The organism is Prochlorococcus marinus CUG1417 (assembly GCF_017695975.1).
Taxonomy (GTDB): domain Bacteria; phylum Cyanobacteriota; class Cyanobacteriia; order PCC-6307; family Cyanobiaceae; genus Prochlorococcus_A; species Prochlorococcus_A marinus_AG.
Window position 1 is genome coordinate 29,277 of sequence record NZ_JAAORN010000001.1, and the last position, 26,159, is coordinate 55,435.

The 26,159-nt window shown below is 31.4% G+C and carries 24 protein-coding genes; 11 read left to right on the forward strand and 13 right to left on the reverse strand.

The features are described from left to right. Window positions 1–18: 18 nt before the first annotated feature. From HA140_RS00145 to HA140_RS00160, 4 genes are all read right to left on the reverse strand, one after another. Window positions 19–897 carry an SDR family NAD(P)-dependent oxidoreductase gene (locus HA140_RS00145; RefSeq protein WP_209039199.1) on the reverse strand — a complete coding sequence of 293 codons (879 nt, stop codon included), beginning with the start codon at window positions 895–897 and terminating at the stop codon, window positions 19–21. 263 nt (window positions 898–1,160) lie between these two features. Beyond that, window positions 1,161–1,562: an HNH endonuclease gene (locus tag HA140_RS00150; protein ID WP_209039200.1), complete on the reverse strand. Its 402-nt coding sequence runs from the start codon at window positions 1,560–1,562 to the stop codon at window positions 1,161–1,163. 164 nt (window positions 1,563–1,726) lie between these two features. Next, window positions 1,727–2,191: a DUF6554 family protein gene (locus HA140_RS00155; RefSeq protein ID WP_209039201.1), complete on the reverse strand. Its 465-nt coding sequence runs from the start codon at window positions 2,189–2,191 to the stop codon at window positions 1,727–1,729. 56 nt (window positions 2,192–2,247) lie between these two features. After that, window positions 2,248–2,760 carry an AbrB family transcriptional regulator gene (locus HA140_RS00160; protein WP_209039202.1) on the reverse strand — a complete coding sequence of 171 codons (513 nt, stop codon included), beginning with the start codon at window positions 2,758–2,760 and terminating at the stop codon, window positions 2,248–2,250. A gap of 133 nt (window positions 2,761–2,893) precedes the next feature. On the opposite strand from HA140_RS00160, the gene HA140_RS00165 reads away from it, so the two are divergent. Then, window positions 2,894–3,091 carry a hypothetical protein gene (locus HA140_RS00165; RefSeq protein WP_032515134.1) on the forward strand — a complete coding sequence of 66 codons (198 nt, stop codon included), beginning with the start codon at window positions 2,894–2,896 and terminating at the stop codon, window positions 3,089–3,091. Between the two features lie 7 nt (window positions 3,092–3,098). On the opposite strand, the gene HA140_RS00170 is transcribed toward HA140_RS00165, so the two are convergent. Next, window positions 3,099–4,229 carry a pyridoxal-phosphate-dependent aminotransferase family protein gene (locus HA140_RS00170; protein ID WP_209040204.1) on the reverse strand — a complete coding sequence of 377 codons (1,131 nt, stop codon included), beginning with the start codon at window positions 4,227–4,229 and terminating at the stop codon, window positions 3,099–3,101. A gap of 87 nt (window positions 4,230–4,316) precedes the next feature. Here HA140_RS00170 and cbiD point away from each other — a divergent pair, with 87 nt between their 5' ends. From cbiD to mrdA, 6 genes are all read left to right on the forward strand, one after another. Beyond that, a complete protein-coding gene (gene cbiD / locus HA140_RS00175) occupies window positions 4,317–5,429 on the forward strand; it encodes a cobalt-precorrin-5B (C(1))-methyltransferase CbiD (protein WP_209039203.1) in 1,113 nt (370 codons plus the stop codon). A 53-nt stretch (window positions 5,430–5,482) separates the two neighbouring features. Further along, window positions 5,483–7,069: a glutamine-hydrolyzing GMP synthase gene (gene guaA / locus HA140_RS00180; protein ID WP_209039204.1), complete on the forward strand. Its 1,587-nt coding sequence runs from the start codon at window positions 5,483–5,485 to the stop codon at window positions 7,067–7,069. Between the two features lie 75 nt (window positions 7,070–7,144). Continuing rightward, on the forward strand, window positions 7,145–7,858 hold the full coding sequence (locus tag HA140_RS00185; RefSeq protein WP_209039205.1) for a PD-(D/E)XK nuclease family protein: 714 nt from the start codon (window positions 7,145–7,147) through the stop codon (window positions 7,856–7,858). Between the two features lie 81 nt (window positions 7,859–7,939). Continuing rightward, on the forward strand, window positions 7,940–8,548 hold the full coding sequence (locus HA140_RS00190; RefSeq protein WP_209039206.1) for a hypothetical protein: 609 nt from the start codon (window positions 7,940–7,942) through the stop codon (window positions 8,546–8,548). A gap of 107 nt (window positions 8,549–8,655) precedes the next feature. Continuing rightward, window positions 8,656–8,799 (forward strand): hypothetical protein, encoded by a 144-nt coding sequence (locus HA140_RS00195; RefSeq protein WP_209039207.1) that lies wholly within the window; start codon window positions 8,656–8,658, stop codon window positions 8,797–8,799. A gap of 11 nt (window positions 8,800–8,810) precedes the next feature. Continuing rightward, entirely contained in the window at window positions 8,811–10,613 is a 1,803-nt protein-coding gene (gene mrdA / locus HA140_RS00200) for a penicillin-binding protein 2 (RefSeq protein ID WP_209039208.1), read from the forward strand. An 11-nt stretch (window positions 10,614–10,624) separates the two neighbouring features. Here the strand turns inward: mrdA and HA140_RS00205 are convergent, their stop codons facing one another. The 4 genes from HA140_RS00205 to HA140_RS00220 form a co-directional block, all read right to left on the reverse strand. After that, window positions 10,625–11,149, reverse strand: coding sequence for an NAD(P)H-dependent oxidoreductase (locus tag HA140_RS00205; protein ID WP_209039209.1), 525 nt, complete (start codon window positions 11,147–11,149; stop codon window positions 10,625–10,627). 17 nt (window positions 11,150–11,166) lie between these two features. Further along, window positions 11,167–12,969 (reverse strand): diflavin flavoprotein, encoded by a 1,803-nt coding sequence (locus HA140_RS00210; RefSeq protein ID WP_209039210.1) that lies wholly within the window; start codon window positions 12,967–12,969, stop codon window positions 11,167–11,169. A gap of 206 nt (window positions 12,970–13,175) precedes the next feature. Further along, on the reverse strand, window positions 13,176–13,322 hold the full coding sequence (locus HA140_RS00215) for a hypothetical protein (RefSeq protein ID WP_209039211.1): 147 nt from the start codon (window positions 13,320–13,322) through the stop codon (window positions 13,176–13,178). A gap of 283 nt (window positions 13,323–13,605) precedes the next feature. After that, window positions 13,606–15,381 (reverse strand): diflavin flavoprotein, encoded by a 1,776-nt coding sequence (locus tag HA140_RS00220; protein ID WP_209039212.1) that lies wholly within the window; start codon window positions 15,379–15,381, stop codon window positions 13,606–13,608. A gap of 119 nt (window positions 15,382–15,500) precedes the next feature. Between HA140_RS00220 and alaS the strand changes: the two genes are divergently transcribed. Next, window positions 15,501–18,161, forward strand: coding sequence for an alanine--tRNA ligase (gene alaS, locus HA140_RS00225; protein WP_209039213.1), 2,661 nt, complete (start codon window positions 15,501–15,503; stop codon window positions 18,159–18,161). On the opposite strand, the gene speA is transcribed toward alaS, so the two are convergent. Continuing rightward, window positions 18,146–20,092: a biosynthetic arginine decarboxylase gene (gene speA, locus HA140_RS00230; RefSeq protein WP_209039214.1), complete on the reverse strand. Its 1,947-nt coding sequence runs from the start codon at window positions 20,090–20,092 to the stop codon at window positions 18,146–18,148. The two genes, alaS and speA, sit on opposite strands and share 16 nt — an antisense overlap. A 122-nt stretch (window positions 20,093–20,214) precedes the next feature. On the opposite strand from speA, the gene ndk reads away from it, so the two are divergent. Then, entirely contained in the window at window positions 20,215–20,673 is a 459-nt protein-coding gene (gene ndk / locus HA140_RS00235; protein WP_025932884.1) for a nucleoside-diphosphate kinase, read from the forward strand. Window positions 20,674–20,676: 3 nt separating this feature from the next. Here ndk and thiO read toward each other — a convergent pair whose 3' ends face one another. Continuing rightward, entirely contained in the window at window positions 20,677–21,786 is a 1,110-nt protein-coding gene (gene thiO, locus HA140_RS00240; protein ID WP_209039215.1) for a glycine oxidase ThiO, read from the reverse strand. Window positions 21,787–21,865: 79 nt separating this feature from the next. Here thiO and gatB point away from each other — a divergent pair, with 79 nt between their 5' ends. Continuing rightward, the gene (gene gatB, locus HA140_RS00245; RefSeq protein WP_209039216.1) at window positions 21,866–23,338 is read left to right on the forward strand and encodes an Asp-tRNA(Asn)/Glu-tRNA(Gln) amidotransferase subunit GatB; all 1,473 of its coding nucleotides are present in this window, start codon (window positions 21,866–21,868) and stop codon (window positions 23,336–23,338) included. Between the two features lie 3 nt (window positions 23,339–23,341). On the opposite strand, the gene coaE is transcribed toward gatB, so the two are convergent. Beyond that, window positions 23,342–23,959: a dephospho-CoA kinase gene (gene coaE, locus HA140_RS00250; RefSeq protein ID WP_209039217.1), complete on the reverse strand. Its 618-nt coding sequence runs from the start codon at window positions 23,957–23,959 to the stop codon at window positions 23,342–23,344. Window positions 23,960–24,035: 76 nt separating this feature from the next. Between coaE and argJ the strand changes: the two genes are divergently transcribed. Beyond that, window positions 24,036–25,274 carry a bifunctional glutamate N-acetyltransferase/amino-acid acetyltransferase ArgJ gene (gene argJ / locus HA140_RS00255; protein ID WP_209039218.1) on the forward strand — a complete coding sequence of 413 codons (1,239 nt, stop codon included), beginning with the start codon at window positions 24,036–24,038 and terminating at the stop codon, window positions 25,272–25,274. A gap of 171 nt (window positions 25,275–25,445) precedes the next feature. Here argJ and HA140_RS00260 read toward each other — a convergent pair whose 3' ends face one another. Then, the gene (locus HA140_RS00260; protein ID WP_209039219.1) at window positions 25,446–26,117 is read right to left on the reverse strand and encodes a ParA family protein; all 672 of its coding nucleotides are present in this window, start codon (window positions 26,115–26,117) and stop codon (window positions 25,446–25,448) included. Window positions 26,118–26,159 lie beyond the last annotated feature (42 nt).

Here is a 26,159-nt window from a genome sequence, read left to right on the forward strand (position 1 = left end):
AGTTTTAAAATTTATTTTTTAAAAATTTAATAAGCAATCTTTTAATCCTAATTTATAGTTTTTGTAAATTAATTTATAACCAAGTATTTCGCATAATAGTTTATTAGAAACTCTTCTATTTTCCATCCAAAAAGATAGAGCTATAGGTGATAATTCTTTTTGTGCTTCTTCAAATAATATTGGTTTTGGCATTTTTAACCCAAGCTTATTATAACAATATTGAATAACTTCTATTTGAGGACAGGGTTCATCATCTGCAATATTGATTATTTGGTGAAATTTTAAAGAGTCTTTATTTTTTAATAGATAAATAATTGCATTTGTTATGTCAGCCACATGAATCCTTGAAAATACTTGATCTTTTTTAGAAATAACTCGAATTTTTTGATTTCTGATTGCTTCAAAAGTGGATCTTCCCGGTCCATAAATACCTGGCAACCTAAAAATTTGTACTGGCAAACCGGATTTAATCCACTCTTTTTCGCAATTTAATCTGTTATGACTTCTTTTTTGAAAAGGATTAGGCTTATCTATCTCAGAAACCCAATCACCATCTTTGTTCCCATATACTCCTGTGGTAGATAAATAACCAGCCCATTCAATAGATAAACTCTTTATTTTATTTTGCAGACTTCCTAAAACTGGATCTTTCCCATTTTTATCGGGAGGTATGCAACTCAGAATATGTGTGACCCCATCAAAAATTTTGTCATTAGGAACTATACCCTTTTCACTATTAAAAACATAATTATTTGGATCACTGTTTTCAGATCTTGAAGTTGTCAAAGCGGTACAACCAAATTTTCTTATAGCTTTTGCAAAAAAACTACCGCTAAAGCCGCATCCTAAGATCAAAAATTTTTTTTTATTATCTAGTGAACTTGCTGTATTCTTCATTTGGAGTTATTGTAGTACATATGTATTAATTAGTAATGAAGACAGCTCTTAAGCCTTATTTAAAATCAAGAACTTTCTGCATAAGCCAAAGTTATACTCGCTTGAAAGAAAAAGAAACTTATTTAGATAATTGTAAATTCTACCAAAAATTATTTGTTCTTCTCATTTCATTTCTTACAATTTTAATATTCCCAGAATCGCCAAGAGTATTGGGAAATGTATGTGAGATTTATAACTCTAGAAAAATATGCAATATTTTGTAGTCAAGCTGCTTTATATTCTGTTTCATCTTTTTCATAATCTTTATTATTTACCATAAAGTTAGGATTTGCCCATTGCAGTAATCTTATAGCTAATCTTAAATCACCTTCTAACCAAGCTCTTATAGCCATTGCTCTTCGAGGGTCATAGAATTTTTGTTTTCTATACCAATACAATGCATTTTTATCTGATTTATCTCCATTACAGGAAAGACATGCAGGTACACAGTTTTCTGTTGTACTTAAACCACCTTGGCTACGTGGTAATACATGGTCAATTGATTCAGATGGTTTTCCGCAATAAATACAACTTTTACCAGTAAATCTATGTATTGATTTTCGCCATTGTCTCAATCTGAATTTGGGACATAAATCCTCTAAAAACACCGCATCATTAATATGCATTCAGACTATTTAATTAAATAAATAATGGCTCGAATATATTAAAAGTCAATCTTTATTTATAATTTTTTTCTTGAAATTTACTTTAAAAATGAAATTTAGTGTTGATAGATACAAAAAAAAATATTATAAAATTTTTTGTAAATTTGAAAATAGTTATAGCTTTATTAGTAACTGTATCTTTCAATTGTTTCTTCTGAAAATTCAGCGTTAGCTTCTTCAGTAGCTTCTTCTAATTCTTTTTCTAACCTTTTTCTCTTTGCTTCTTTTTCTTGAGCTTCCTTTTCTTTTCTTTCTTCTTCTTTTTGTAAATCTCTTATTAGTTTTCTATTTGGATGAAGGTTATCTAAGTATTCAACGCAATAACTAAACTTTTCTCTTTCTCTTATAACTGTTTCTGTAATTTGCGCTGCTGCATTTTTAGGTGAAACTTTGAATAATCCTCCTTTTTGTTTTTTTATATACGTATACGCTGCATCCCAGCTACTTTCATGGTCATTACCACCATCTCTCATAGTACAAAAAATTTCCGCCCCAAATGAACTTGCATTTACTTTTAGCGAAATAAAGTTTAAAGGAGTGAAAATTCCTAAAGCTAATATAGTTAGTTTTTTCTTCTTAAATCTTTGCATTTAGTTTTTGCCTCCTAATTAAAAATATCTTTTATTAGAAATATGTCTATAGATATTTAAGATTTTATTATTCCAATTAGGTTCAAACATTTTACAACTAAAGGGAGAATTAGAAGCACGGTAATCAACCTTACTGCGTGTAGAGTTGCGACTGCAGCACCTACGCCATATTCAGACCCTACAAGGCTCATACCACTAATACCTCCTGGTGCTGCACCAAGAATTGTTGTAATGACATCTATATTGAGTAATCTGCTTGTCCATAATCCAATTGCGAGGCCTGTAATTACTAAGGTAAAAGTTATCAAAATGGCTGGCCTCCATAAGGTTTGAAGATCAACCAACGAATCTTTAGTTAATGATGTACCAATAACTGTTCCAATTCCAATTTCTAATACCGTTCTTGTGCCGATTGGCCACTCTGCTATGTCGACTTTACCACTGAGGCTTAATATGCTTGCTCCGATTAAAGCACCTGCTAGAGGAGCTGCGGGAATACCTGTTTTTAGAGCTAAAGCTCCAAAAATACTACCTGCAAGTAGATAATATATTAGATTTATGTTTGACATGAATTTGGAACATGTTTGGACATAATATTAGAAAAATTTTCTACTTCTTGGGTTTGTAGTCAAATAATATTTTTGTTTTCCTCTCATAATGTCCCCTTTTGTTGGCATAATAATAATTAAAGCATGAATTTTTATGTCTTCACAAATTTCATATAAAGATAATAAAAACCGCATAAAGAAAAAATTATCTTTTTTTGAGGGTGGTCACCAACTTGAAAAGTTAGAGTTTGCCCTTGCAATAGCTCAAACTAAGGGTGATGAAAAAAAATCGATCGTTCTTAGAAAAAAGATCGTTGAATTAGGCGGAAATATAGAAGAGCCTGGCACTTAACTTAATTTTACTCAAGATACTTAGATGCTTCAACTAATGCTTCTCCTACTTCTTTACTAGTTATTTTTCCTAGATCAATAAGTGTTTTACCAATAGCAGAAATCACTGTAATTATATCTCTATCGTTTACATAACCTAAGTGACCGACTCTAAATATTTTTCCCTTCAAATGATCTTGACCACCGGCAAGTAGGATATCAAATTTATTTTTTATTGTCTTTCTAAATTCTTCAGCATCAATTTCTCCAGTATCTATAGCAGTTATTGAGGGGCTTAGATGTCTTTCATCAGCAAATAATTTGAGATTTAATGCCTTTACTGCATTACTCACTGCTAATTTATGTTTTTTATGTCTGAGGAAAATATTATCTAATCCTTCTTCTCGCATCATGTTTAAAGCTTCCTCTAAAGCAAAAACCAAATTAATTGCTGGAGTATATGGATTACTATTACTTATAAGACTCTTTCTGTAGGATTTCAAATTTAAGTAAAATTTTGGTAAATTCGATTTCTCTGTAGCTTCCCATGCTTTTTGGCTCATTGCTACAAAACTAAGTCCTGGCGGTATCATATATCCCTTTTGAGAACCTGAAGCAACGATATCTAACTGCCATTCATCTACTGGTACATTGCAAGCTCCAAGACTTGTAACGCAGTCAACAATAGATAAAGCTGTGTTGTGTGCTCGAATATAGGAACTTATACTTTCTAAATCATTAATGACACCTGTTGAGGTTTCAGAATGAGTTAAAATAACGGCTTTTATTTCCTTTTGCTTATCTTCCTCTAATAACTTTTTGAATTTTTCTGGATTAAGCGGAGTGCCCCATTCTGATTCAATTTTTATTACTTCTAAACCAAATTCTTCGGCAACTTTTACCCATCTTTCGCCAAATTTTCCATTTTCTCCACAAATCACTTTATCTCCTTTACTTAAGGTATTTATTATTCCAGCTTCCATAGCGGCAGTTCCACTACCAGTAATTGTTAGAACATCATTGTGAGTTTGATGAAGCCAACGTAAATTTTTCGTAGTACTTTCTACTAGATCTTGAAATTCTTTACTGCGATGGCCTATTGGATGTTTACTTAATGCTTGTAAAACTTTTTCTGGTACTGGAGTGGGTCCAGGAATCATCAATGATAATTTTTGTTCTATGGCCACTTTTTGTTAAATAAGTCATTCTTAGATTAGTTACCATTATATATTTTTCAATTACTTAATTTGAAAAAAGGATTTTCTTTACCTTTGTGGGTTGCTGGCGCTGCTAGGTCAGCATTAAAAAAACTAGTAGGATTGCCATTTGAGAATTATGAACTTATAAAAATTCCTAATGAAAAAAAAGAAATAAAAATCGAGATTCATTCTGTTGGTTTACTTAAAGATGACTCACATGCATTAGGAATTTCCTTTGCAAAGTCTGGCTTAGAGCTTGATATTACTCAAAACCTAGAAATATGGACAATAGCTTCTTTAGAAAAAATTTCTTCTAATAATCCTGTTAAAACTAATCATATAAATATTATTGCGGGATCTGGTGTAGGCATAAAAGAGAAAACATCAGAGATATGCATTTCTAATTTTGCTAAGGAAGTTTTATATGAAAATTTATTAGATATTATTCCTGAGGGTTTTAATTTAAATTTAGAAATTATTTTCCCAAATGGGGAGTTTTTAGCTGAAAGAACAAGTAATAAGTCATTTGGTATCGTTGGTGGATTATCCATTATTGGAACTTCTGCCGAGACTTATTCAAGTGCTTCCCCTCAACAATTAGAAGAGGCTAAATTTAATCTAGCAAAGTTGATTCAAGATGATTTTAAAGGGAAAGTTGTTTTTGTTATTGGTGAAAATGGTTTAAATTTAGCAAACAATTATAATGTTAACTTGCCAATTATTAAAATTGGAAATTGGATTGGACCATTATTAGTTGATGCTGCAATAAAAAAAGTTAAAACTGTTATTCTTTTTGGTTATCACGGAAAGTTAATTAAATTAGCAGGTGGTATTTTTCATACACATAATCATTTGGCTGACGGAAGAATTGAGATACTCGTTTATTTAGCCGTTCGAGAAAAGTTGCCATTAGAGATAATTGTCAAATTATCTCATTTAAATACTCTTGAGGATGCACTACTTCTTATTGAAAGATTTAATAAATCTTTAGCTGATAGATTATTCCAAAATCTATCAAATACAATTGAAAAACGTTCTTTTGCTTATGTAAATAGGTATTTAAAAACGGATATGGAAATCGCATCAATCATTTTTGATAGAAAACGGAAAATAAGGTGGTCAGGAAATCATGGTAAAAATTATATTTCTTATTTCCAATGAGATTAATTTTTGATTGATTATGCTTTTTAAATAAATTGAGCTAACTTTTATACATGAGTCAAACATCTTTAAAAAAAGAACGAGATCCTTCAATATTAATTTTAGATTTTGGATCTCAATATTCTGAATTGATTGCGAGAAGAATCCGAGAAACTAATGTTTTTTCTCTTGTAGTAAGTAACTGTATTTCAATTGAAGATATTCATGACATTAATCCTAAAGGGATAATTTTGAGTGGAGGACCAAATTCTGTATATGACAAAAATGCTCCTACGTGTGATGAAAAAATTTTTGATCTAGGAATTCCTATTCTTGGAATATGCTACGGAATGCAATTAATGGTTAAAGAACTCGGAGGATCTGTTACTTCAGCAATTAAAAAAGCTGAGTATGGAAGGGCACCAATAAATGTAGATTTAGAATGCGACCTACTTTCTGATGTAAAAGATAAATCTATAATGTGGATGAGTCATGGCGATTCAATACACTTTTTACCTGATGGATTTAATAAAATTGCTCATACCGAGAATACAGTTCATGCAGCAATTTCAAATGATATAAAGAAATTATTTGGGGTGCAATTTCATCCTGAAGTAATTCATTCAGAGTTTGGTATGACCGTAATCAAAAATTTTGTTTATAAAATTTCTGGTTGTGCTGCTGACTGGACAACCGAAACCTATATAGAGGAAACTATCCCCAGAATAAGAGAGCAAGTTGGCAATAAAAAAGTTTTGCTTGCCTTGTCTGGAGGAGTTGACTCCTCAACTCTTGCTTTTCTTCTCAATAAAGCAATTGGAGATCAGCTTACATGCATGTTTATAGACCAAGGTTTTATGAGAAAAGGTGAACCAGAATTTTTAATGAATTTTTTTGATAAGAAATTTCACATAAAAGTTGAATATATTAATGCAAGGGAAAGGTTTATCGCTAAATTAAAAGGAATTACTGATCCAGAACAAAAAAGGAAAATTATAGGTGAAGAATTTATTAGAGTATTTGAAGAAGAAAGTAATAGATTAGGACCTTTTCAGTATTTAGCTCAAGGTACTCTTTATCCTGATGTGATTGAAAGTGCTGGTACTAATATTGATCCTAAGACTGGTGAAAGAATAGCTGTAAAAATAAAGAGTCATCATAATGTGGGTGGATTGCCAAAAGATTTACAATTTAAATTAGTTGAGCCATTAAGAAAACTTTTTAAGGATGAAGTCCGAAAAGTTGGAGCTGCTTTAGGTTTGCCAGATGAAATTATAAAAAGGCATCCATTCCCAGGACCAGGATTAGCTATAAGAATTTTGGGAGAGGTAAATAATGAAAAACTTAATTGTTTAAGAGATGCAGACTGGATAGTGAGAGACGAAATTAAAAAAGCTGGTCTTTACAATGAAATTTGGCAGGCTTTTGCAGTATTGCTACCTGTTAAAACTGTGGGAGTGATGGGAGATAAAAGGACTTATGCATGGCCAATAGTTTTACGTTGTGTATCAAGTGAAGATGGTATGACAGCAGATTGGTCAAAAATTCCTTTTCAGATTTTGGAAAGGATCGCAAATAGAATCGTAAACGAAGTAGATTCGGTTAATAGAGTTGTTTATGATATTACAAGCAAACCTCCTGGAACTATTGAGTGGGAGTAAGTTAACAAATTGTCTAAAAACTTTAAAACTTTTTATTTTACATAAGAAATATTTTTAAATGAAATATTAATCGTAATGACTGAGATTATTAAATTAAGTAGATCTACTGTTGAGAAATATCTTAGTTGTCCCAGATGTTGTGTACTTGACAAAAAATATAAAATAAAACCACCATCATTACCATTTACTCTAAATATCGCTGTAGATAATTTGTGTAAAAATGAATTTGATTACTACAGAAAAATTCAGGAGCCACATCCTTTATTTATTGAATATGGTATTGATGCTGTCCCTTTTAAACACAAAGATTTAGAACTTTGGAGAAGTAATTTTCAAGGGATAAGATATAAGTCTGTTGAACACAATTATGATTTTGGTGGAGCTATAGACGATATTTGGCAGAAAAAAAATGGTGATCTTATTATCGTTGACGTAAAAGCAACATCTAGAAATAATTTTGATTGGTTTGAGACTTTTAATAAATACGAATATGCAAAAGCTTATAAGAGACAATTGGAAATGTATCAGTGGTTATTTAAAAAAAATGGTTTTCAAGTAGCTCAAGAAGCTTACCTTTTATATTTCAATGGCAAGAAAAATGAAGAGTTTTTTCATAACCAATTAAATTTTGACGTACATCTAATTAAATTAGATTGTTCTAATACATGGGTGGAAAATAAGATAATTGATACGGTCAATTTATTACGTTCGGATAATTTCCCCAAACCTTCCTTAAATTGTGAATATTGTAATTATTTGAAGAAGCGTTGGCAGTTATCGAAAACTTAATATTTATAGGATTATTTTTTCATTTTTCTGGAAAAATAGTGAATAAAAGATAATCTTTAATTAAATTATTAATTTAGACTTTTGATTAAATCGAAAAATTCTGAAAGAAAGATAACCAATCATCTTCAACAAGATGTAGTCAAAGTATCTGGTAAAACAGTTTTTATTAATCCTTTTTTATATTGGCGGAGATTTGACGAAAATACTAATAGATGGCTTAGAGAACCTGGTCAAATGTCAGAGGATCAAATTTCTCCAAACAGGAACCGTTTTTATCCAGAAATAGAGTGGGCTGATTTAAGCCATGAACAAAAACTCATAAAAGATGCAACTGTTGAGATGTTTTTAAAAACTCTTGAATTGATAAGTACATTTCATCCTTATCTAAGTTCTGGACAATTATTAGAAGTCGAGAGAAAAATGGCTATCATAAAAAAGATCTCTTTCGAAAAGTGGGTAACAAAATCGTTCGCCAAAAAAGCGAGATTATTAGAAAATGAAAAAAGAAAATTTCAAAGAGAAAGATTTTTTAATAGCTGGAGGGAATGGTTTAGTCTCGTAAATACTCAACAAGCCATTTTGCCGTTAATCGTCACATTATTTATTTCTTCATTTATTGGATGGTCTTTAGGGATATCAAAGAATAGTTGCAATCCTTACTTTGAACAAAATATAGATCAATTAAATTAATTTGTTTTTCATATGTTTAAGTATCAAAGTTAATATAATTTTGAAAAAATAAATTTCTTATTTAGAATTATATTAATTAGTTTATTACTTAAAAAAGTATATTTTTTATGTGTGAAAATTTTGATTCAAACAGCATAGAAAATGATGAGTTTAATCTGAAGAATGATGATAGTGAATATAAAGATTTAATAAATAGACTTAAAGAGATAAAATCAACCATTGCTTTATTAGAAAAAATAATATTTAAATAAATTTTATATTTTTGATTAAAACAAGTCCTAATAAAAAACTTATTTCATTTAAAAGACAACCTTTAGTCTTACTTATCTTTTCTTCTATTTCGTTTTTATTGATTCTATTTAGGCTAATTTTTTTACAACTATTAAATTATGAATCTTTTAAGAAGATGTCAGATGAAAATAGGATCAGACTTATTGCTTCGCAGCCTATACGTGGAAGAATACTAGATAAGAATGGTTATGTTTTAGCAGATAGTAGAGTTAAATATTCTTTAATAATAAAGCCTCAATCTGTTAATAAAAGTAATTGGGAAAAACATAAATCAAGTATTTCTAACTTGTTAAACATTGATAGTAATGTAATTCAAAAAAAATATTCTGATGGTCTAAAAAATCAAAAGCTTTTAGTTACTATTCTTGATGATTTAAATGTAGATCAATTAATAAAATTTAAGGAAAATGAAGGTAATTTAATTAGTTTTGAAATAGCAACCAAATTAATTAGAAATTATCCTTATAAATCCCTTGCTGCCCATGTAATTGGTTATACCCAGCCAATTACTGAATCAGAATATAAATTCTTATCTAAAAAGGGTTATAAATTAAGTGACTTAATAGGAAGAACAGGAATTGAATATGTTTACGAAGATTTTATAAGAGGTGAATGGGGTGGCGAAATGGTTGAAGTAAATTCATTAGGAAAATTTCAAAGATCCTTGGGTATAAAACCTCCAATTCAAGGTAATGATGTTGAATTAACAATCGATATAAATTTGCAATTAGTTGCTGAGGAAGTTCTTAAAGATAAAAAAGCAGGCGCGATAATAGTTATGGATCCCAGAGATGGTGCAATAAGAGCGATGGCAAGTAAGCCTACCTTTGATTTAAATTTTTTTTCAAAGGATTTCAAGCCTGAAAAAGAATATAATAAGATATTTAATTCTCCAGAAAAACCTCTTTTTAATAGAGCATTAAATGCTTATGATCCTGGAAGTATTTGGAAAATTGTAACCGCTTTAGCCGGCTTGGAAAGTGGAAAATTTCCTAGAGATACCATTTTAGATACAAAGCCATGTTTAACTTATGGGAGTCAATGTTTTAGAGAGCATAATGATTTAGGCTTTGGGTTGATAGGTTACGAAGATGCTTTAAGAGTTTCTAGTAATACATTTTTTTATCAAGTAGGCTACGGAGTAGGAGTTGATGAAATTCACAAGGTTTCACGAAAGCTTGGTTTTAATTCTTTATCTGGCATTGAAATTTCTGAACAAGAAAATATAGGATTAGTAGCTAGTAGTGAATGGGCTAAAGAAGGTAGAGGATGGGGGCAGCCAGGAAGAACTCCTTGGGTTCCAGAAGATATTGCAAGTATGTCTATCGGACAATTTGTTGTTCAAGTTACTCCAATTCAAATAGCTAAAGCATATGCAGCGATTGCCAATGGAGGTTACCTAGTTACTCCACATTTGACTAAAAAAGATTTAGAAAGTCGTTTAGATGAAAAACGTACTCCAATTGACATTGATCCTCAAAATATTCATTTGATAAAAAGTGGTCTAAGGAAAGTAGTAGAGTCTGGTACAGGGGTATCAATTAATTATGGAGTTTCAAATTTACCTCCAGTATCAGGTAAAACAGGAACTGCTGAAGATGGTGAAGGCGGATTAGATCACGCTTGGTTCGTTTGCTTTGCTCCTTCGGAAAAGAGTGAATTGCTCGTAGTCGCTTTTGCACAAAATACTCCTGGTGGAGGTTCGGTACATGCGCTTCCTATGGCTAGAGAAATTTTGAAAGTTTGGAATGAAAAAAGAATGAAATTTTATTAGGTTTTAAATGTTTATGTTTTTATTTTTTTCATTTGTAAAAGTCTTTGAATAATATCTTCAATTGTTTTTGTATCTATAGGTTTACTATATGAGGACAAAAGTTGTCTACCTAATACTTGACTTCCCAAATGTACTAATTGAATACGTAATGAGGTAAGTAACTCTAAACCTATTCCACCAGAGAATGTAGCAATTGCAATTGGTTGACCATTAAATAAATTCCTAAAATCATCTCCTGAAATAGATAACCAAGCTATGAAGTTTGAGAGAATAGGAGGAATAGATCCATTATATTCAGGAGCACAAATCACCCACTTTTCTATTGTGAAAAGCTTTTTTTTTAATTCTTCTATTACAACTGGGATATTATCTTTGCTGTGAATTCTTGGATTAAATAATGGAATATCAAGAGTCGTAAGATCTAGTATCTCAGAACTTATTTTAAGTTCAATACTTTTTTCAAGGAATTTTTCTGAAAGTTCTAGATTTTTTCCACAACTAGCAGTAATGATTATAAGATCTTTTGATTCAGTCATAAATTAGATAAATAAATTTAATAGCTAGCACCAGTTTTACGGTGATGAACTGCGGTTAGACTATCGGAGTTTAGTATATTACCGTGTAGTACTTCAGCGTATATTACCCAATGATCCCCACATTCCATTCTCTCTTTTACTGAAGCGTCTAACCACGCTAAGGATTCAGGAATGATTATTTGTTCATTGGGAGTTAATTCAATATCTAAACCTTCAAATCTATCTTCTCCTGGCGCAAAGGGTTTTGTAAATCTTTTCAGAGGTTCTTTAAAATCTTTTTCACTGAGAATATTTAATGCGAATGAATCTCCTATTTGCAGAAGAGACTCTACCGATCTATCTTTTGCTACTGCAATACTTAATCCCGGAGGAGAAAAACTTGCTTGACTAACCCAAGATGCAAGCATAGCCCCTTTGATATTATTCTCATCTTTGCCTTTAGAGGCAGTTAGAACGCAGAGTGAGCCAATTACTCTTCCAAGAGCTTGTAGCTTTGGATCCGTTTTGCTTGTAATCATTCCAGTATCTGATTTTCTGGGTTTTTTCTTTGCTTTTTTTATAATTTTTCTTCCAAAGTGAGTTCCTATTTCTTCTAGCTCTTTAATTTTTGGTTTATTTGGACTGAATTTAATTCTTATAGGTTCAAAACTAAACTTAAAACCACCATCTTTTAATTTTGTTTCAAGTAAATCTATAGCTTCGCCGCTCCAGCCAAAACTACCAAAAATTCCAACTGGTTTATCTCTATTACCCTCTGATAATAATGTGCCTAGTGCACTTACTATTGGAGTTGGGGCGTGACCGCCTAGTGTTGGTGATCCTATTAAATATCCATCAGCGTTTTGGATAGATTTTATAAGTGCATCATTTGGTGTAAATTCACAATTTATACTTTCAACTTCGACAGAAGTTCTATTTATCCCTTTAGCCAATGCATCACCTATTGAGGCTGTATTTCCATATGCACTTGCATATATCAGAGCTATCTTAGGATTATTTCTTGAGAGATTTTCACCCCATCTAATGTAGTCATTTAAGAAGCTTTTTAAGCTATATTCGATAGCGGGACCATGTAATGGTGCAATAGTTTTAATGTCGTAATCTGCAATTTTTTCAGTTATTGATACTACTTGATTAGACATTGGTGCCATCAAGCAATCATAAAAATGTTTCCTATCAATTTCTGTGCTAACTCGATTTGTTTCAGACCATTCTGTAGAAGCAATATGAGCAGAGAAAATTTTTTCACTTAGAAGAATTTCTTGATTACGTTCATAAATTATCAGGCCCCCAGGCCAACGTGCTGTTGGAATAGGAATTAACTCTAGTGAAATGTTATCTAATTCTAAATTATGTTCTTTTTTGATTATGTTTATTTCAGGTAAGTCAATTTCAACGAAGTCTTTTAATTTAGGATTTCTTTGATTCCAAAGTTCGCTAATAAGTTTATAACCTGGATTCGAGCAAGTAATAGTTGTGTTTTTAAATTGGGTGCTTATATTTTTTATGGTTTCAATGATTTGGGGATTAATATGACCAGAAATAAAGTTGATTTTATTTAATTTAAATTGATCGCAAAACCTAGAAATTACTTTATTAAATGAATTTAAATATTGTTTCTCAGGGGGATGAATAATAAAAAGTTCTTCATGACTTCTAATGAAAAAAGTATTAAAAGAGGTTCCTTTTTCAAGGTTAAATTCAAGTTCAAATCTTTCTTTATTTTGGTCTAAAAATCTTACACAAGAAAAATTTTCGCTAATTTCAAATTCTGATAAGTTTTGATTTTCAGCTAGTAAGCCTATATTAATATCTGACATTTTAAAGACTTATTTTCTAGTTTTAATTTGCGACTTATTAGTCGAGAAGTGGTGTCATATTGACTTTCAACGGATTTTCAACTATCGACCAGAACATTTAGTTCTTGTGAAACCGTTATTTATCAATCGATTATACCTATAACAGCACCATTAATGAGTTGTTAAATGTAGGGTTTTCAACTGGAACGCGATATCTTTTTGGTTATCTAAACAAATTGATGATATTTATACATTTTCCTATAATCGTCATGCAATCTTTCTGTTGCTAATTTTCTATTCTTCATTGCGTCTCTAATCAAATCTATTTCATGGAAGTTTTGATTGAGAATAGTGAAAGGAGTAATGAGTTTCATAAGACCTCCTGTATCTACACTTATATTGTCCTCCTTTTTACTTGAAATTCATAGGCTATTTCTACCCGAGTATTAGTGCTTTGTGGTTGTTACGACTATCATTTTCCATTTAGTAGGAGTAGAAATAATTCAGGAGTCAAAAGCACTTCATCGACTTTGTGGACAGCGAGGTGCATACGACTCGAAGAGGGCAAAGAAATGCCCTCTTATAAATTAAAAAAAATATTTGCTATTTGAGTTGAGTGATATCAAGTAGTCTCAAAACTCTATTTGAAAAGTCTAATCAATAGTGATTAGCAACTTTTCTGTGATGAACTGCTGTCTTGCATGATAAGTCAGAAACATTACCATTTTCAACAACCCCATAAATTATCCAATGGTCTGGAGTCTCTAGTCTGGAACTAACTTTGCAATCTAAAAAGGCGAGTGAATCTGAGAGAACTGGTCCACCTTCAGCGATGTTGCTAATTACATCTACATCCGCAAATCTATCAGCTCCAGGGGCAAATCTTTTTAGAAAATGTCTGAACATTTTTTGATAGTTATCTTCTCTCAAAATATTCACAACAAAACCTTTCCCAACTTGCATATATGATTCAATAGCTCTATCTTTTGCTACTGCAACTGTAATACCAGGTGGAGAAAAGCTTGCTTGACTAACCCAACTTGCGACCATTGCACTTTGTCTAAATGTAGAACCTTCGCCTTGGCTCGCTGTAACTACATATAATCCTCCACTTAATCTCCCTAACGCTTTATCTAAATTTGAATCAAGGCTCTTCATAGAGGCAATATTCTTCTTTTTATTGATCAATTGACCCAAGTCAGTTCCGGCTTCTTCGAATTTTTGATAAACAATGGGATCTGGAATATTTTTAACTCTCAAGGGAGAGAAAGCTTCTTTTTGACCAAGTTCTCTTAATTTATTTGCTAAGGAATCTATTGGTTCATCATTTCCACCAAATGCATCATAAACTGCAGTAAATTGTTTTGGTTTTAGTGCTGCAAATAAAGTACCGAGAGATTCTTTTAATTCGTTATCTGAGTCTACTGGCCATGTGGGAATGACTACTGCTTTTGATTCGGAAATTAAACTTGTTAATTCTTGCGGGTCAGAAGATCTTAAATCAATTAATTGAACCTGCGCATCTGCTTTGCTTATTCCATGAGATATAGCTTGACTTAGTCGATCACAATAACCATAGTCGCTTATATAGCAGACTGACACAAAATCATTGCCTTTGCTTTTATTACTACTCCATTCTAGATATTTTCCTTTCCAAAAATTGACCTGATTATGGAGCAAAGGCCCATGACCAACAGCTATTGTTTTTAATTCAGGTAGCTTATCTATTCTTTTAATTGCCTGCATAACGCTTCTAGCGTTTGGACCCATAAGGCAATCGTAATAAAAACGGAAATCATCGTATATTTCTTTTTGATCAGCGTCAAAAAATTCGTCAGAACAATAATGTAGTCCAAATGCATCGCATGTATAGAGAACATTTGTGCTGTGATCATATGAAAAAATGGTATCTGGCCAATGTAAATTTGGTGCGCTTATGAATTCAATATTATGTTCTAAACCACTATTAGGATTAGTTCCGAGATTTAAAAACTCTCCACTCTTAACCTCTAGACGTTTAAAAGGAATATGTATTTGGTCTTCAATAAATTTAAGTGCTAATTTCGATCCAACTACTGTAATATTTTGGTTTAATTCTAAAAGATTACCTATTAAACCAGAATGATCAGGTTCTGTGTGGCTAGTAATTAGATAATCAACTTCTTGCGGATTTACCTTTTTAAGTAATTCTTCAAACCATAATTTTTCGAACTTTGCGTGACTAGTATCAATAATTGCTAGTTTCTCGCCTTTAATAATAAAACTATTGTAAGTAGTTCCATTTCTCAAACCAAATTCAATATCAAATCTACTGCGATCCCAATCCAAAGATCTTATGGCACAAGAATCATCAGCAAAGTTTTGAGATTGAACCGTCAACTTGTTATTAGTTTGTGCCAATTTTGAATTACTTGTCTGGGCAGAGGCTATCATAGAATAATTAGCTTTATAAATTAACTTTAGTTATATAGAATATAAATTCGCGTGATTATTTTTGCGAAATAACCGAAATTACGCTTTTCTTTAATTTTTAATCTTCTTATTCTGGATAAATGACATCTCAACTAATTAAAAAAATAGTTACTGGAGATGAGATAAGAAATGCTTTTTTAAAATTTTATAGTGAAAAATTACATAAAATCATTCCAAGTGCATCTTTGATTCCAGATGACCCTACGGTTATGCTCACAATTGCTGGAATGCTACCTTTTAAACCAGTTTTTTTAGGTTTAAAAGAAAGACCATCAAAAAGGGCTACATCTAGCCAAAAGTGCATCAGAACAAACGATATAGAAAACGTTGGAGTTACAGCTAGACACCACACTTTTTTTGAAATGCTTGGTAATTTTTCTTTTGGAGATTATTTCAAACGAGAGGCTATTCAATGGGCTTGGGAATTAGTTACTAATATTTATCAACTTTCTGTTGAAAATATAATTGTGAGTGTTTTTCACGAAGACGAAGAGTCTGCAAAAATTTGGAGAGATGAAATTGGTATTCATCCAGATAGGATAGTCAAACTAGGTGAAGAAGATAATTTTTGGTCATCTGGCAAAACAGGTCCATGTGGACCTTGTTCAGAACTTTATTTTGATTTTCATCCCGAAAAGGGTCTGCATAATATTGATTTAGAAGATGGAGATCGTTTTATTGAATTTTATAATCTTGTTTTTATGCAATATAATCGTGACCCTAATGGAAAATTGACAGATTTAAAATTTAAAAATATTGATACAGGCATGGGTCTTGAAAGGATGGCTCAAATACTACAAAAAAAGCAAAATAATTATGAGACAGATTTAATTTTTCCCATCATTCAAAAAATTTGCGAGATTGCAAATATTGATTATTTTTCTACAGAAGATAAAAACAAAATTTCTTTAAAAATCATTGGTGATCATACAAGAGCTGTTATTCATTTAATTTCTGATGGTGTAGCAGCAAGTAATCTCGGCAGGGGATATATATTAAGACGGCTTATTAGAAGAATGGTTAGACATGGCAGATTATTAGGAATAACAAATGAATTTTTACCTCATATTGCTACTGTTGGGATCAATTTAATGCAAAATAATTATCCTGATTTAAAAAATAATAATGATTTAATTTTGAATGAGATAAAAATCGAAGAAATAAGATTTAGGGAAACTCTTGAAAGAGGAGAGAAATTGCTAGATGAGATAATTTCTTCAGGCCAGAAATTAATTTCTGGTTTTAAAGCTTTTGAACTTTATGATACGTATGGATTTCCTTTAGAACTTACTGTAGAAATTGCTGAAGAAAATAGTATCAGTGTAGATGTAAAGGGTTTTGAAGAAGAAATGAATGCACAAAAAGATAGAGCTAAAGCTGCTTCAAGTAATATTGATTTGACATTAGAGGGATCATTAGAGAGAGAAATAGATCTTTTTAACAAAACTGTTTTTAATGGTTATAAGTCACTCATTTCGGAAGCTGAAATAAAGGGTATATTTTTGGATTCAACATTAGTTAAGCAAGCAAGTGAAGGTCAGAAAGTTTTAATTGTTCTTGATCAGACAACTTTTTATGGAGAATCTGGCGGGCAAGTTGGTGATATTGGAACGATATTTTCAAAAGATGTAGAGGTCTTGGTTGATAATGTTGTGCGAAAGAAAAATGTTTTTTTACATTATGGAACGATCAAAAAAGGAATATTAACTATTGGACAAAAAGTTAAGACTAATGTTAGTCCCTCTAATAGAGCTAAGGCTGCTGCAAATCATACAGCTACTCATTTATTACAATCTGCACTTAAATCAGTTGTTGATGAAAGTGTTGGACAAAAAGGTTCATTAGTAGCTTTTAATAAATTACGATTTGACTTTAATTCCTCTAATTCTATTTCTAAAGATCAAATTTCTAAGATTGAGACTTTAGTTAACTCTTGGATTATGGAAAATCATGCCCTAGAAATAAAAAATATGTCTAAGAGTGAGGCTCTTGAAAAGGGAGCAGTCGCCATGTTTGGAGAAAAATATGATGATGAAGTGCGCGTTGTGAATGTACCAGGAGTTTCAATGGAACTTTGTGGGGGCACACATGTTAAAACTACATCCGAATTAGGTTCTTTCAAAATAATTAGTGAGGAAGGAATCTCAGCCGGAGTACGAAGAATCGAAGCATTATCAGGCCAATCAGCATTAGAATATTTCAGTGATAGAAATGCTTTAGTAAATCAATTAAGTGATTTGTTAAAGGCAAATCCTAATCAACTTTTTGAAAGGGTTAATAATTTGCAAGCAGAGCTTATCAATAAGAAGAAAGAGATACAAAAAATGAAAGATGAAATTGCATATATTAAATACTCTTCTATAAAATCATCCGCAGAAATAGTAAATTCTTTTTCAATTTTGGTAAATCAGATTGATGGATTAGATGGGAACTCATTGCAATCAGCAGCACTTAATTTAACTTCTAATTTAGGAAATAAAGCAATAGTGATTCTTGGGGGGATACCAAATCCAGAAAATAGAAAGTTGTTATTTGCAGTTTCTTTAGGTGATGATGCAGTAAAAATAGGATTGCATGCAGGTAAATTAATCAATGAGATTGCAAGAATTTGTTCGGGAGGAGGAGGAGGAAAGCCTAACTTTGCTCAAGCAGGTGCTAAAGATATTGATAAGTTAAGTGATGCTTTAGATTATGCTAAAAATTATTTGCAAAAAACATTAGATAGTCATTCTGATAAATAACTACTTTTTCTAAGACTAGTTTCGATTTGATCCATTAATTTCCTTGCTTCTTCAATAGTTAATTTTTTTTGATCAATTGCTGATTCAGTATTAATTCTTATAGATTCAACCAAAGAAGCTGAACTGTAATCTAATAATTGCAAAATTTCAGATTTACTTTCCTCTTTAATAATATTTTTGACCTTATATGAATTTTCTTGATTTATATCTATATGAACAACGTTTGTACTGCCAAATAAATTGTGCAAGTTTCCTAATGCTTCTTGATACGCTCCAGTCATAAAAATTCCAATTAGATAATCTTTATCTTCCTCTGGCTTATGCAAATTTAGTAATGATTTAATTTTTCCATTATCAATAAAATTATTTAGTTTCCCATCTGAATCACATGTTAAATCTGCAAAGTTGCCTTTGCAGAAAGGCTCCTCTAAGTGCCTATGTATTGGTACTACTGGAAAAATCTGATTGATTGCCCAGCTATCGGGAATAGATTTAAAGATAGATAAATTTGCATAATAAGTTGATGCAAGAGTTTCTGTAATTTCAGATAAATCAGGGTGATTAATTTCATCATTATTCAGGTTATTAGAAATTTCTTTTGCACAAGCCCAAGTAAGTTCTTCGGCATAAGCTCTTTCTGCCAAACTTAAAAATCCTAATCTAAAAGCGACTAAGCAATCTTCTTTAAACTTTTTTGCATCATTCCATAGTTCAATTATTTGAGATAAATTTATTTTTTTATTTTTAAGTTTTTTTAATTCATTGAAAGTTTCAAGTAAATTTGAAATTATTAATTGTTGATTTTTTTTATCAAAAATTTTTAGTTTTGAATTGACATGGCTTGTTCCTAAGACATTAAAAATTAAAACTGAACAATGACTAATTATTGCTCTTCCACTTTCTGAGATTATGGTTGGATGCTTGATATTATTTAATTCACATGAATCCTTAATAGTTGCAATTACATCGTTAGCATAATTTTGAAGCGAATAATTAGTAGAGGTGTTGGAGGAGGTTTTAGTTCCATCAAAATCTATTCCTAATCCTCCCCCAACGTCGATATATTGCATAGGGGCTCCTAGTTTGCATAGTTCAACATATATTTGACTAGCTTCTTGTAATGCGTCTTTGATCACAGCAATATCACTTATTTGACTGCCTATATGAAAATGGAGCAATTTCATTTCGTTGATAAGATTTGCTTCTTTTAGTTCTTTGATTGTCAACATAATTTCTGGGATTGATAATCCAAATTTGGAATTATCTCCAATAGATTTACCCCACCTACCGCTGCTTTTACTTGATAACTTTGCTCTAATTCCTATCAGTGGAGTAGCGTTAAGTTCTTGAACTGCTTGAATTATTCTTTTTACCTCATCTCGTTGTTCAATAACTATTATTGGATTTTTGCCCAGTTTTCTGGCCAAAGTAGCAATCTCAATATATTTTTTATCTTTATATCCGTTGCATATTAATAATGAATTTTGGTTTTCAAGAAGTGCAAGGCCAATTAATAGTTCTGATTTACTTCCTACTTCTAAACCAAAATTCCATTGGCTACCAAACTCTATTATCTTTTCTAGGACATTTTTCTGTTGATTACATTTGACAGGAAAAACACCTTGATAAATATTCTTATATTTATAGGTTTTTATTGCTTTAAAAAAAGAGTCATGTAATGCATTTATGCGATCTTTCAAGATATCGTTAAATCTTATGATTAATGGAGGATTTATTTCTCTACTCTTAAGTTCTTGGGCAAGCTTAAAAAGATCAATCTTATTTTCAGATTTTATATCTTTAGTTACTGATATATTTCCTTTGGAATTTATAGAAAAATATTTATCTCCCCATTTGTCTATGTTATAAGTCGAAATACTATCTTTAATAGTCCAAATATTCTTTAATTTTTTCGGTTCAAAATTGGTCAATTTATGTCTTAGTGATTAATAAATGTTTTTGAAAATAACTCAAAACAATATCTTTTATTTTAATGATTACTTGCCAAGTTACCACCCAAAAGTTGAATATACATAGAGTGATTATTAACTAAATGACCAAAGAGAGAACCTTTATTGCAATTAAACCAGATGGAGTTCAAAGAGGATATGTTTCTGAGATTATTGGCAGATTTGAAAAAAAAGGATTTAAATTGGTTGGATTAAAGCAATTAATTCCTTCAAAAGAACTTGCTCAAAATCATTATGGAGTACATAGAGAAAGACCCTTTTTTGGTGATTTAGTAGACTTTATTTCAAGTGGTCCTGTTGTAGCAATGGTGTGGGAAGGCGAAGGAGTTATTTTGAGTGCAAGAAAACTAATAGGTGCAACAAAACCTCTGGAAGCAGAGCCTGGAACAATTAGAGGTGATTTAGCTATTGATATTGGGAGGAATATTATTCATGGTTCTGATGGAGAAGATACAGCAAAATTTGAAATTGATCTTTGGTTTAACGAAGAGGAATTATGTGAGTGGGAAACTTCTGATTCGAAATGGCGATCTGAAAATTAAAATTTAAATCGCAAATCTATCTAAACTAAATTTTTCTAAAAAGCTTTTTTCTATTTCTTTGAGATTTTTATTTTGAACTATTTTCAAAAGAAGATCACTTGTTATTGCAGAAAATAAAACTCCATTTCTGTAATGTCCTGTAGCTATAAAAAGATTTTCAATTTTTGATTTTCCAATTATTGGTTTTAGATCTGGTGTGCAAGGTCTAAAACCCCACCAATGTTCCATTTGTGGCCAATTAATAGCTTCTGGCAATAATGAGCGAATGCCTTGTTGCAGTTGTTTTATTCCATTAGGAGTATTACCCTGATTAAATTTTGAATCTTTTTCAACTGTCGCTCCAACTATAATAAGTCCATCATCACGGGGAACTAGATAAGTTTTTGGACCAAAAATAACTCTTTTCAAAAAATTTGTTGGACCTTGTATTGATAGCATTTGTCCCTTTACAGGAAAGACTGGAATCTTATTAAAAATCTTTTTACTCCAAGCACCGCTGCATATAATTGCTTTTTCGCAGTTAATTTTTTTTATTTCCCCAGTGGCACATACAACTGTTGCGCCTGTAACTTTGTTTTTTTCGAATGTCAAATCCTTTACTTCTGATCCCTCTTGAAATTCGACTCCATGCAAGGAGCATGCTCTCTCAAGAGCACGCATCAGTCTTCTTCGGTTATCTATTTGACCATCTTGTTCAAAAAGTAAACCATGTTTCCAAATAGAATGCATTCCATTAATTTCTGTTTGAAGATCTTTGTGATTTAAATATTTTCCATATTCATAAGTGGGAAATTTTTCAAGATCTTCTTTGTTTTTAAAAGGAACTACTATGCCACATTTTCTTAAACCGCATTTAATATTACTATCTTGTTCAATACTTTTTATCCACTTTGGAATTAGATTTTGACTTTCTTGGCCAAATTTTAGTAATTCATCTTCGAGCCCTTCGGCATGAGTAGCTAACATTCCTGCAGCAACAAATCCAGCTGATTCATTTCTGTTTTTGCTTAAAACTAAAACTTTGAAGTTATTTCTGGAAAATTCATAAGCAATAGATAAACCTAAAAGTCCACCGCCAATGATTAATATTGAATTTTTGGTTTCTTGTGCCATTTAAAAATTAATATTTTTATTTGTGTTTTGGTCCTCTTTTCCTTTATATCCAATAATATTAATAAAGAGACTTTTGATAATGAACAATTTGGAATCTTGGGAAGCTGTGATTGGTTTGGAAACTCATGTACAGCTTAATACGAAAAGTAAAATATTCACATCTGCGTCAACAGCTTTTGGAGATGCACCTAATACTCATATAGATCCTGTAGTTTGCGGGTTACCAGGAACTCTTCCAGTCTTGAATGAGACTGTTCTTGAGTATGCTGTAAAAACTTCGTTAGCATTAAATTTAAACGTTGCAGAACATTGTAAATTTGATAGAAAACAATATTTTTATCCTGATCTGCCTAAAAATTATCAAATTTCACAATTTGATGAGCCATTAGCTGAAAATGGTTGGTTAGAGGTTGAAATAATTGAAAAGGACAAGGAACCCTATATCAAAAAAATTGGTATAGAAAGGCTACATATGGAAGAAGATGCCGGAAAACTAGTCCATTCAGGAAGTGATAGATTAGCTGGCTCTAAGTATTCTTTAGTTGATTACAATCGTGCCGGAATAGCACTTTGTGAGATTGTAAGTAAACCAGATATTAGATCAGGTAAAGAGGCATCTGAATATGCTTCAGAGATTAGAAGAACAGTTAGATATCTAGGGGTATCAGACGGAAATATGCAAGAGGGTTCATTACGCTGTGATGTCAATATTTCAGTTAGAAAAGGACCTAATGCTCCTTTTGGTACCAAAGTGGAAATAAAAAATATGAATTCATTTTCTGCAATTCAAAAGGCTTGTGATTATGAAATAGCCAGACAAATAGAAGTTTATGAAAATGGAGGAAAAATTCTCCAAGAAACAAGGTTATGGGATGAAGCTAAGCAATTAACGAAAAGTATGAGATTAAAAGAAGGTAGTAGTGACTATAGATATTTTCCTGATCCTGACTTAGGCCCAATTGAAATAACTAAAGCCCAACAAGAAATATGGTTTAAAGAACTACCAGAATTACCTTCACAGAAAAGAAATAAATACGTAAGTCAATTTGGATTGTCTGCATATGATGCAAGGGTAATTTCTGATGAAATAAGCATGGCAAACTTTTTTGAAGAAACAGTAGCAAATGGTGCCGAGGCCAAACTAGCTTCAAATTGGGTAACAAGTGATATTGTGGGCTATTTAAAATCAAACAAACTAAGTTTTAGTGAATTAAAGCTTAGTCCTGAGAATCTTGCTGAAATGATTAATATGATTTCAAAAAATATAATTAGTGGAAAAATTGCTAAAGAAATTTTACCTGAACTTATTCAAAAAAATATTTCTCCGAAAAAATTAGTTGAAGAAAAAGGGTTGGCAATGATATCTGATTCTTCAAGTATTTTACCAATAATTGATGAACTGATAAATGAACATCCAAATGAAGTTGAAGCATTTAAAAATGGCAAAACTAAGTTACTTGGTTTTTTTGTTGGTCAACTTATGAAAAGAACAAAAGGTAAAGCTGACCCGAAACTTGCAAATAAACTTCTTATGGAAAAATTGAATAGCTAAAGCTTAAAGAAGCTCTTTTATTGTATTTATCCATTTATTTTGATCATCCGAATTATCTAAAATAATATCTGAAAATTTTCTTTTTTCTTCAAAACTTAATTGAAAATTTATTAGTTTATATGCTTCTTTTTCGCTAATTTTATCTCTTGTGATAAGTCTTTTTTTTTGTAGTTCTTTAGGACATTTAACTAACCATATTTCAGTGCAAATATCTTCAAATTTTGCTTCAAACAATAATGGAATAGCCAATACTATAGTTTGATTATTTCTGTATTGACTGCATTCTTTTATCATTCTTTCTTTAATTAAAGGGTGAAGCAGTTTTTCAATCCATTCCTTGCTTGCTGAATGTTTAAAAATAATGTTCCTTAAAAGTTTTCTATTTATTTCCCTTTTTGAATTGCTTTTATTATCAATAATTTTATTTCCAAAATAATCTAAAATTTTCTTATATCCATACGTATTTGGTTTGATTAATTCTCTTGAAAAATGATCTGCATCTAATATTGGTATGTTTTTATGTTTTCTAATGTAATTAGTTATGGTTGTCTTCCCACTTGCAATACCACCTGTTAAACCAATTCTTCTTTGGTTGTTTTTTAATTTTTGAAGAATATCCATATAATTAATAATAATCTAATTACTTAGTGTCTTTAGTATTAAAGAGTAGTTAGTATGAATTAAAATACCAAAAAGTTTGAGCCAGTTAGATTCCAATTGGTCGTTTGTTGATGACAGTAAGGTAACACCTAAGGGGTTTCTTTTTGCTGGGATATCTGCTGGTTTAAAAGCTTCTCAAAAAAAGGATTTAGCACTAATACTCGCTCCAGAAGGAAGTATTTTTAGTGGAATGTTTACCCAATCAATAGTTCGCGCTTCTTGTGTGGATATTTGTGAGGAAAGGATTAAAACAACTTCAGGTTTTGTAAGAGCAATACTAATTAATTCTGGTCAAGCAAATGCCTGTACAGGAGATCTTGGCATTCAACATTTGCAAATTGCTACAGGAAAGATTGCGGAACTTTTAGGAATAAAAGAAGAAGAAGTTTTAATGTGCTCAACTGGTGTAATTGGTGTTCCAATACAAATAAATAATCTAGTAAAAAATCTGCCGAATTTAGTTAGTGATTTAAAGGATAATAATTTTGAAAATGCAGCAGAAGCAATTTTAACTACTGATTTGACTTTGAAAAAAGTGTCAATAGAGACGATTATTCAAGGTAGAAAAATAAAAATAGCAGGATTTGCAAAAGGTTCAGGAATGATTTACCCCAACATGGCTACAATGCTTGCTTTTCTAACCTGTGATGCGGGTATTCAAAAAGAAGAATGGGACAAAATGATTGCTATTGCGGTTCAAAAATCTTTTAATGCAATATCGGTTGATGGAGAGACAAGCACAAATGATTCTTTTGTTGGAATAAATGCAGGAGAGAAAATTGAAAAAAGGTTTTTTCCAATTATCCAAGAAGGGATTGATATTGTATGTCAGAACTTGGCAAAAAATATTGCGAGGGATGGAGAGGGAGCAAATTGTTTATTAGAAGTTTTGGTTCAAGGAGCAAAAACTACAGATGATGCAATTATGCTCGCGAAATCTATTTGTAATTCTGCCTTGGTAAAAACTGCGATACATGGTTGTGATCCGAATTGGGGACGAATCATTTCTGCTGCAGGTAATTCTGGAGTTAAATTTAATTTAAATCACGTTGACTTGTATATTGGAAACGCTCAGATTTTGGAAAACGGAAAGTTAAATAAATATGATCCACAAAAAGTCACAGACTATATTAAGTCCAGAATGAAAGGTAGATATTTAGTAGATGATATTGTAAAAATTGCGATTAATCTAAATTCTGGCGAATCAAAAGGCACAGCTTGGGGGTGCGATCTTTCTAAAAAATATGTTGAAATAAATAGCGAATATACTACTTAAGTTTTAGTAAATCTAAGGGTAGATATTCATTCATATAAAGAAACAGTATTGTTAAAGTTCCAATTACAGAGCCTATAAAACCTCCAAAAAAATTAACTAATAATCCAGATTGTGTAATTATTGCTTCTTCGTTTTTTTCTTCTTCTTCAAAGTTAGGAGAATCAACTACTTTTAAGCGCTGATTGGTTGATGGTTGTTTAAGTTGTTGGTGTCGGATGAGGGCTTCGAAATCAGGCATGGAATTTGTGAGGCAATTGAACAATAAGCAGACCAGCCCGTCATTCGACGAGGATCTGATCTACCTAAATCGTCTACAGCTTCAAATACAGCGTTGCCCGAGGCTTCTGCTTTATCAAATGCTGAAAGTAAGGGTATAAATGTATCAAAAACATATAAACCAAAATTTTCTAGAGCTGCTTTGGCTTGTTGCGCTGCTTTTTGCTGTCTAAAATCAACTTTTACTATTACTACAGCATGGTTAACTTTTAAGTTGCTTAATAAATTAGCTAGTTCAACAGTTAATTCTACTGATCTTGCTTTTGCAGTTGTAGGTAAGATAACTAAATCTGAACCATACGCTAAGTGTTTAAGTTCTTCTTGATCACTGCTAGCTTGGCCATCAGTTATTACAATTTCTGATGATCTTGATGCTTTAGCAGCTGAACTGACGGGGAAAACTGGAAATGGAAGATTGCCTCTTGATGCGTATGCTAAAGCAGATCTATTCTTGTCGGCATCGACTATGCAAACTTTTTTACCTTCAGAATGCCAAACACTAGCAAGGTGAATACTTGTACAGGTCTTGGCCACCCCCCCTTTTTGTCCGCAAACGGTAATGAACAATTTTTTATTTTTATTTCTCTTACTTTGGAGAATAATTTCTCA

Bases quoted from the DNA above. Each gene is read 5' to 3' on its own strand.
- HA140_RS00145 (WP_209039199.1), bottom strand. From the start codon at position 897: ATGAAGAATACAGCAAGTTCACTAGATAATAAAAAAAAATTTTTGATC.
- HA140_RS00150 (WP_209039200.1), bottom strand. From the start codon at position 1,562: ATGCATATTAATGATGCGGTGTTTTTAGAGGATTTATGTCCCAAATTC.
- HA140_RS00155 (WP_209039201.1), bottom strand. From the start codon at position 2,191: ATGCAAAGATTTAAGAAGAAAAAACTAACTATATTAGCTTTAGGAATT.
- HA140_RS00160 (WP_209039202.1), bottom strand. From the start codon at position 2,760: ATGTCAAACATAAATCTAATATATTATCTACTTGCAGGTAGTATTTTT.
- HA140_RS00165 (WP_032515134.1), top strand. From the start codon at position 2,894: ATGTCTTCACAAATTTCATATAAAGATAATAAAAACCGCATAAAGAAA.
- HA140_RS00170 (WP_209040204.1), bottom strand. From the start codon at position 4,229: ATGATTCCTGGACCCACTCCAGTACCAGAAAAAGTTTTACAAGCATTA.
- guaA (WP_209039204.1), top strand. From the start codon at position 5,483: ATGAGTCAAACATCTTTAAAAAAAGAACGAGATCCTTCAATATTAATT.
- HA140_RS00185 (WP_209039205.1), top strand. From the start codon at position 7,145: ATGACTGAGATTATTAAATTAAGTAGATCTACTGTTGAGAAATATCTT.
- HA140_RS00195 (WP_209039207.1), top strand. From the start codon at position 8,656: ATGTGTGAAAATTTTGATTCAAACAGCATAGAAAATGATGAGTTTAAT.
- HA140_RS00205 (WP_209039209.1), bottom strand. From the start codon at position 11,149: ATGACTGAATCAAAAGATCTTATAATCATTACTGCTAGTTGTGGAAAA.
- HA140_RS00210 (WP_209039210.1), bottom strand. From the start codon at position 12,969: ATGTCAGATATTAATATAGGCTTACTAGCTGAAAATCAAAACTTATCA.
- HA140_RS00215 (WP_209039211.1), bottom strand. From the start codon at position 13,322: ATGAAACTCATTACTCCTTTCACTATTCTCAATCAAAACTTCCATGAA.
- HA140_RS00220 (WP_209039212.1), bottom strand. From the start codon at position 15,381: ATGATAGCCTCTGCCCAGACAAGTAATTCAAAATTGGCACAAACTAAT.
- alaS (WP_209039213.1), top strand. From the start codon at position 15,501: ATGACATCTCAACTAATTAAAAAAATAGTTACTGGAGATGAGATAAGA.
- ndk (WP_025932884.1), top strand. From the start codon at position 20,215: ATGACCAAAGAGAGAACCTTTATTGCAATTAAACCAGATGGAGTTCAA.
- thiO (WP_209039215.1), bottom strand. From the start codon at position 21,786: ATGGCACAAGAAACCAAAAATTCAATATTAATCATTGGCGGTGGACTT.
- gatB (WP_209039216.1), top strand. From the start codon at position 21,866: ATGAACAATTTGGAATCTTGGGAAGCTGTGATTGGTTTGGAAACTCAT.
- coaE (WP_209039217.1), bottom strand. From the start codon at position 23,959: ATGGATATTCTTCAAAAATTAAAAAACAACCAAAGAAGAATTGGTTTA.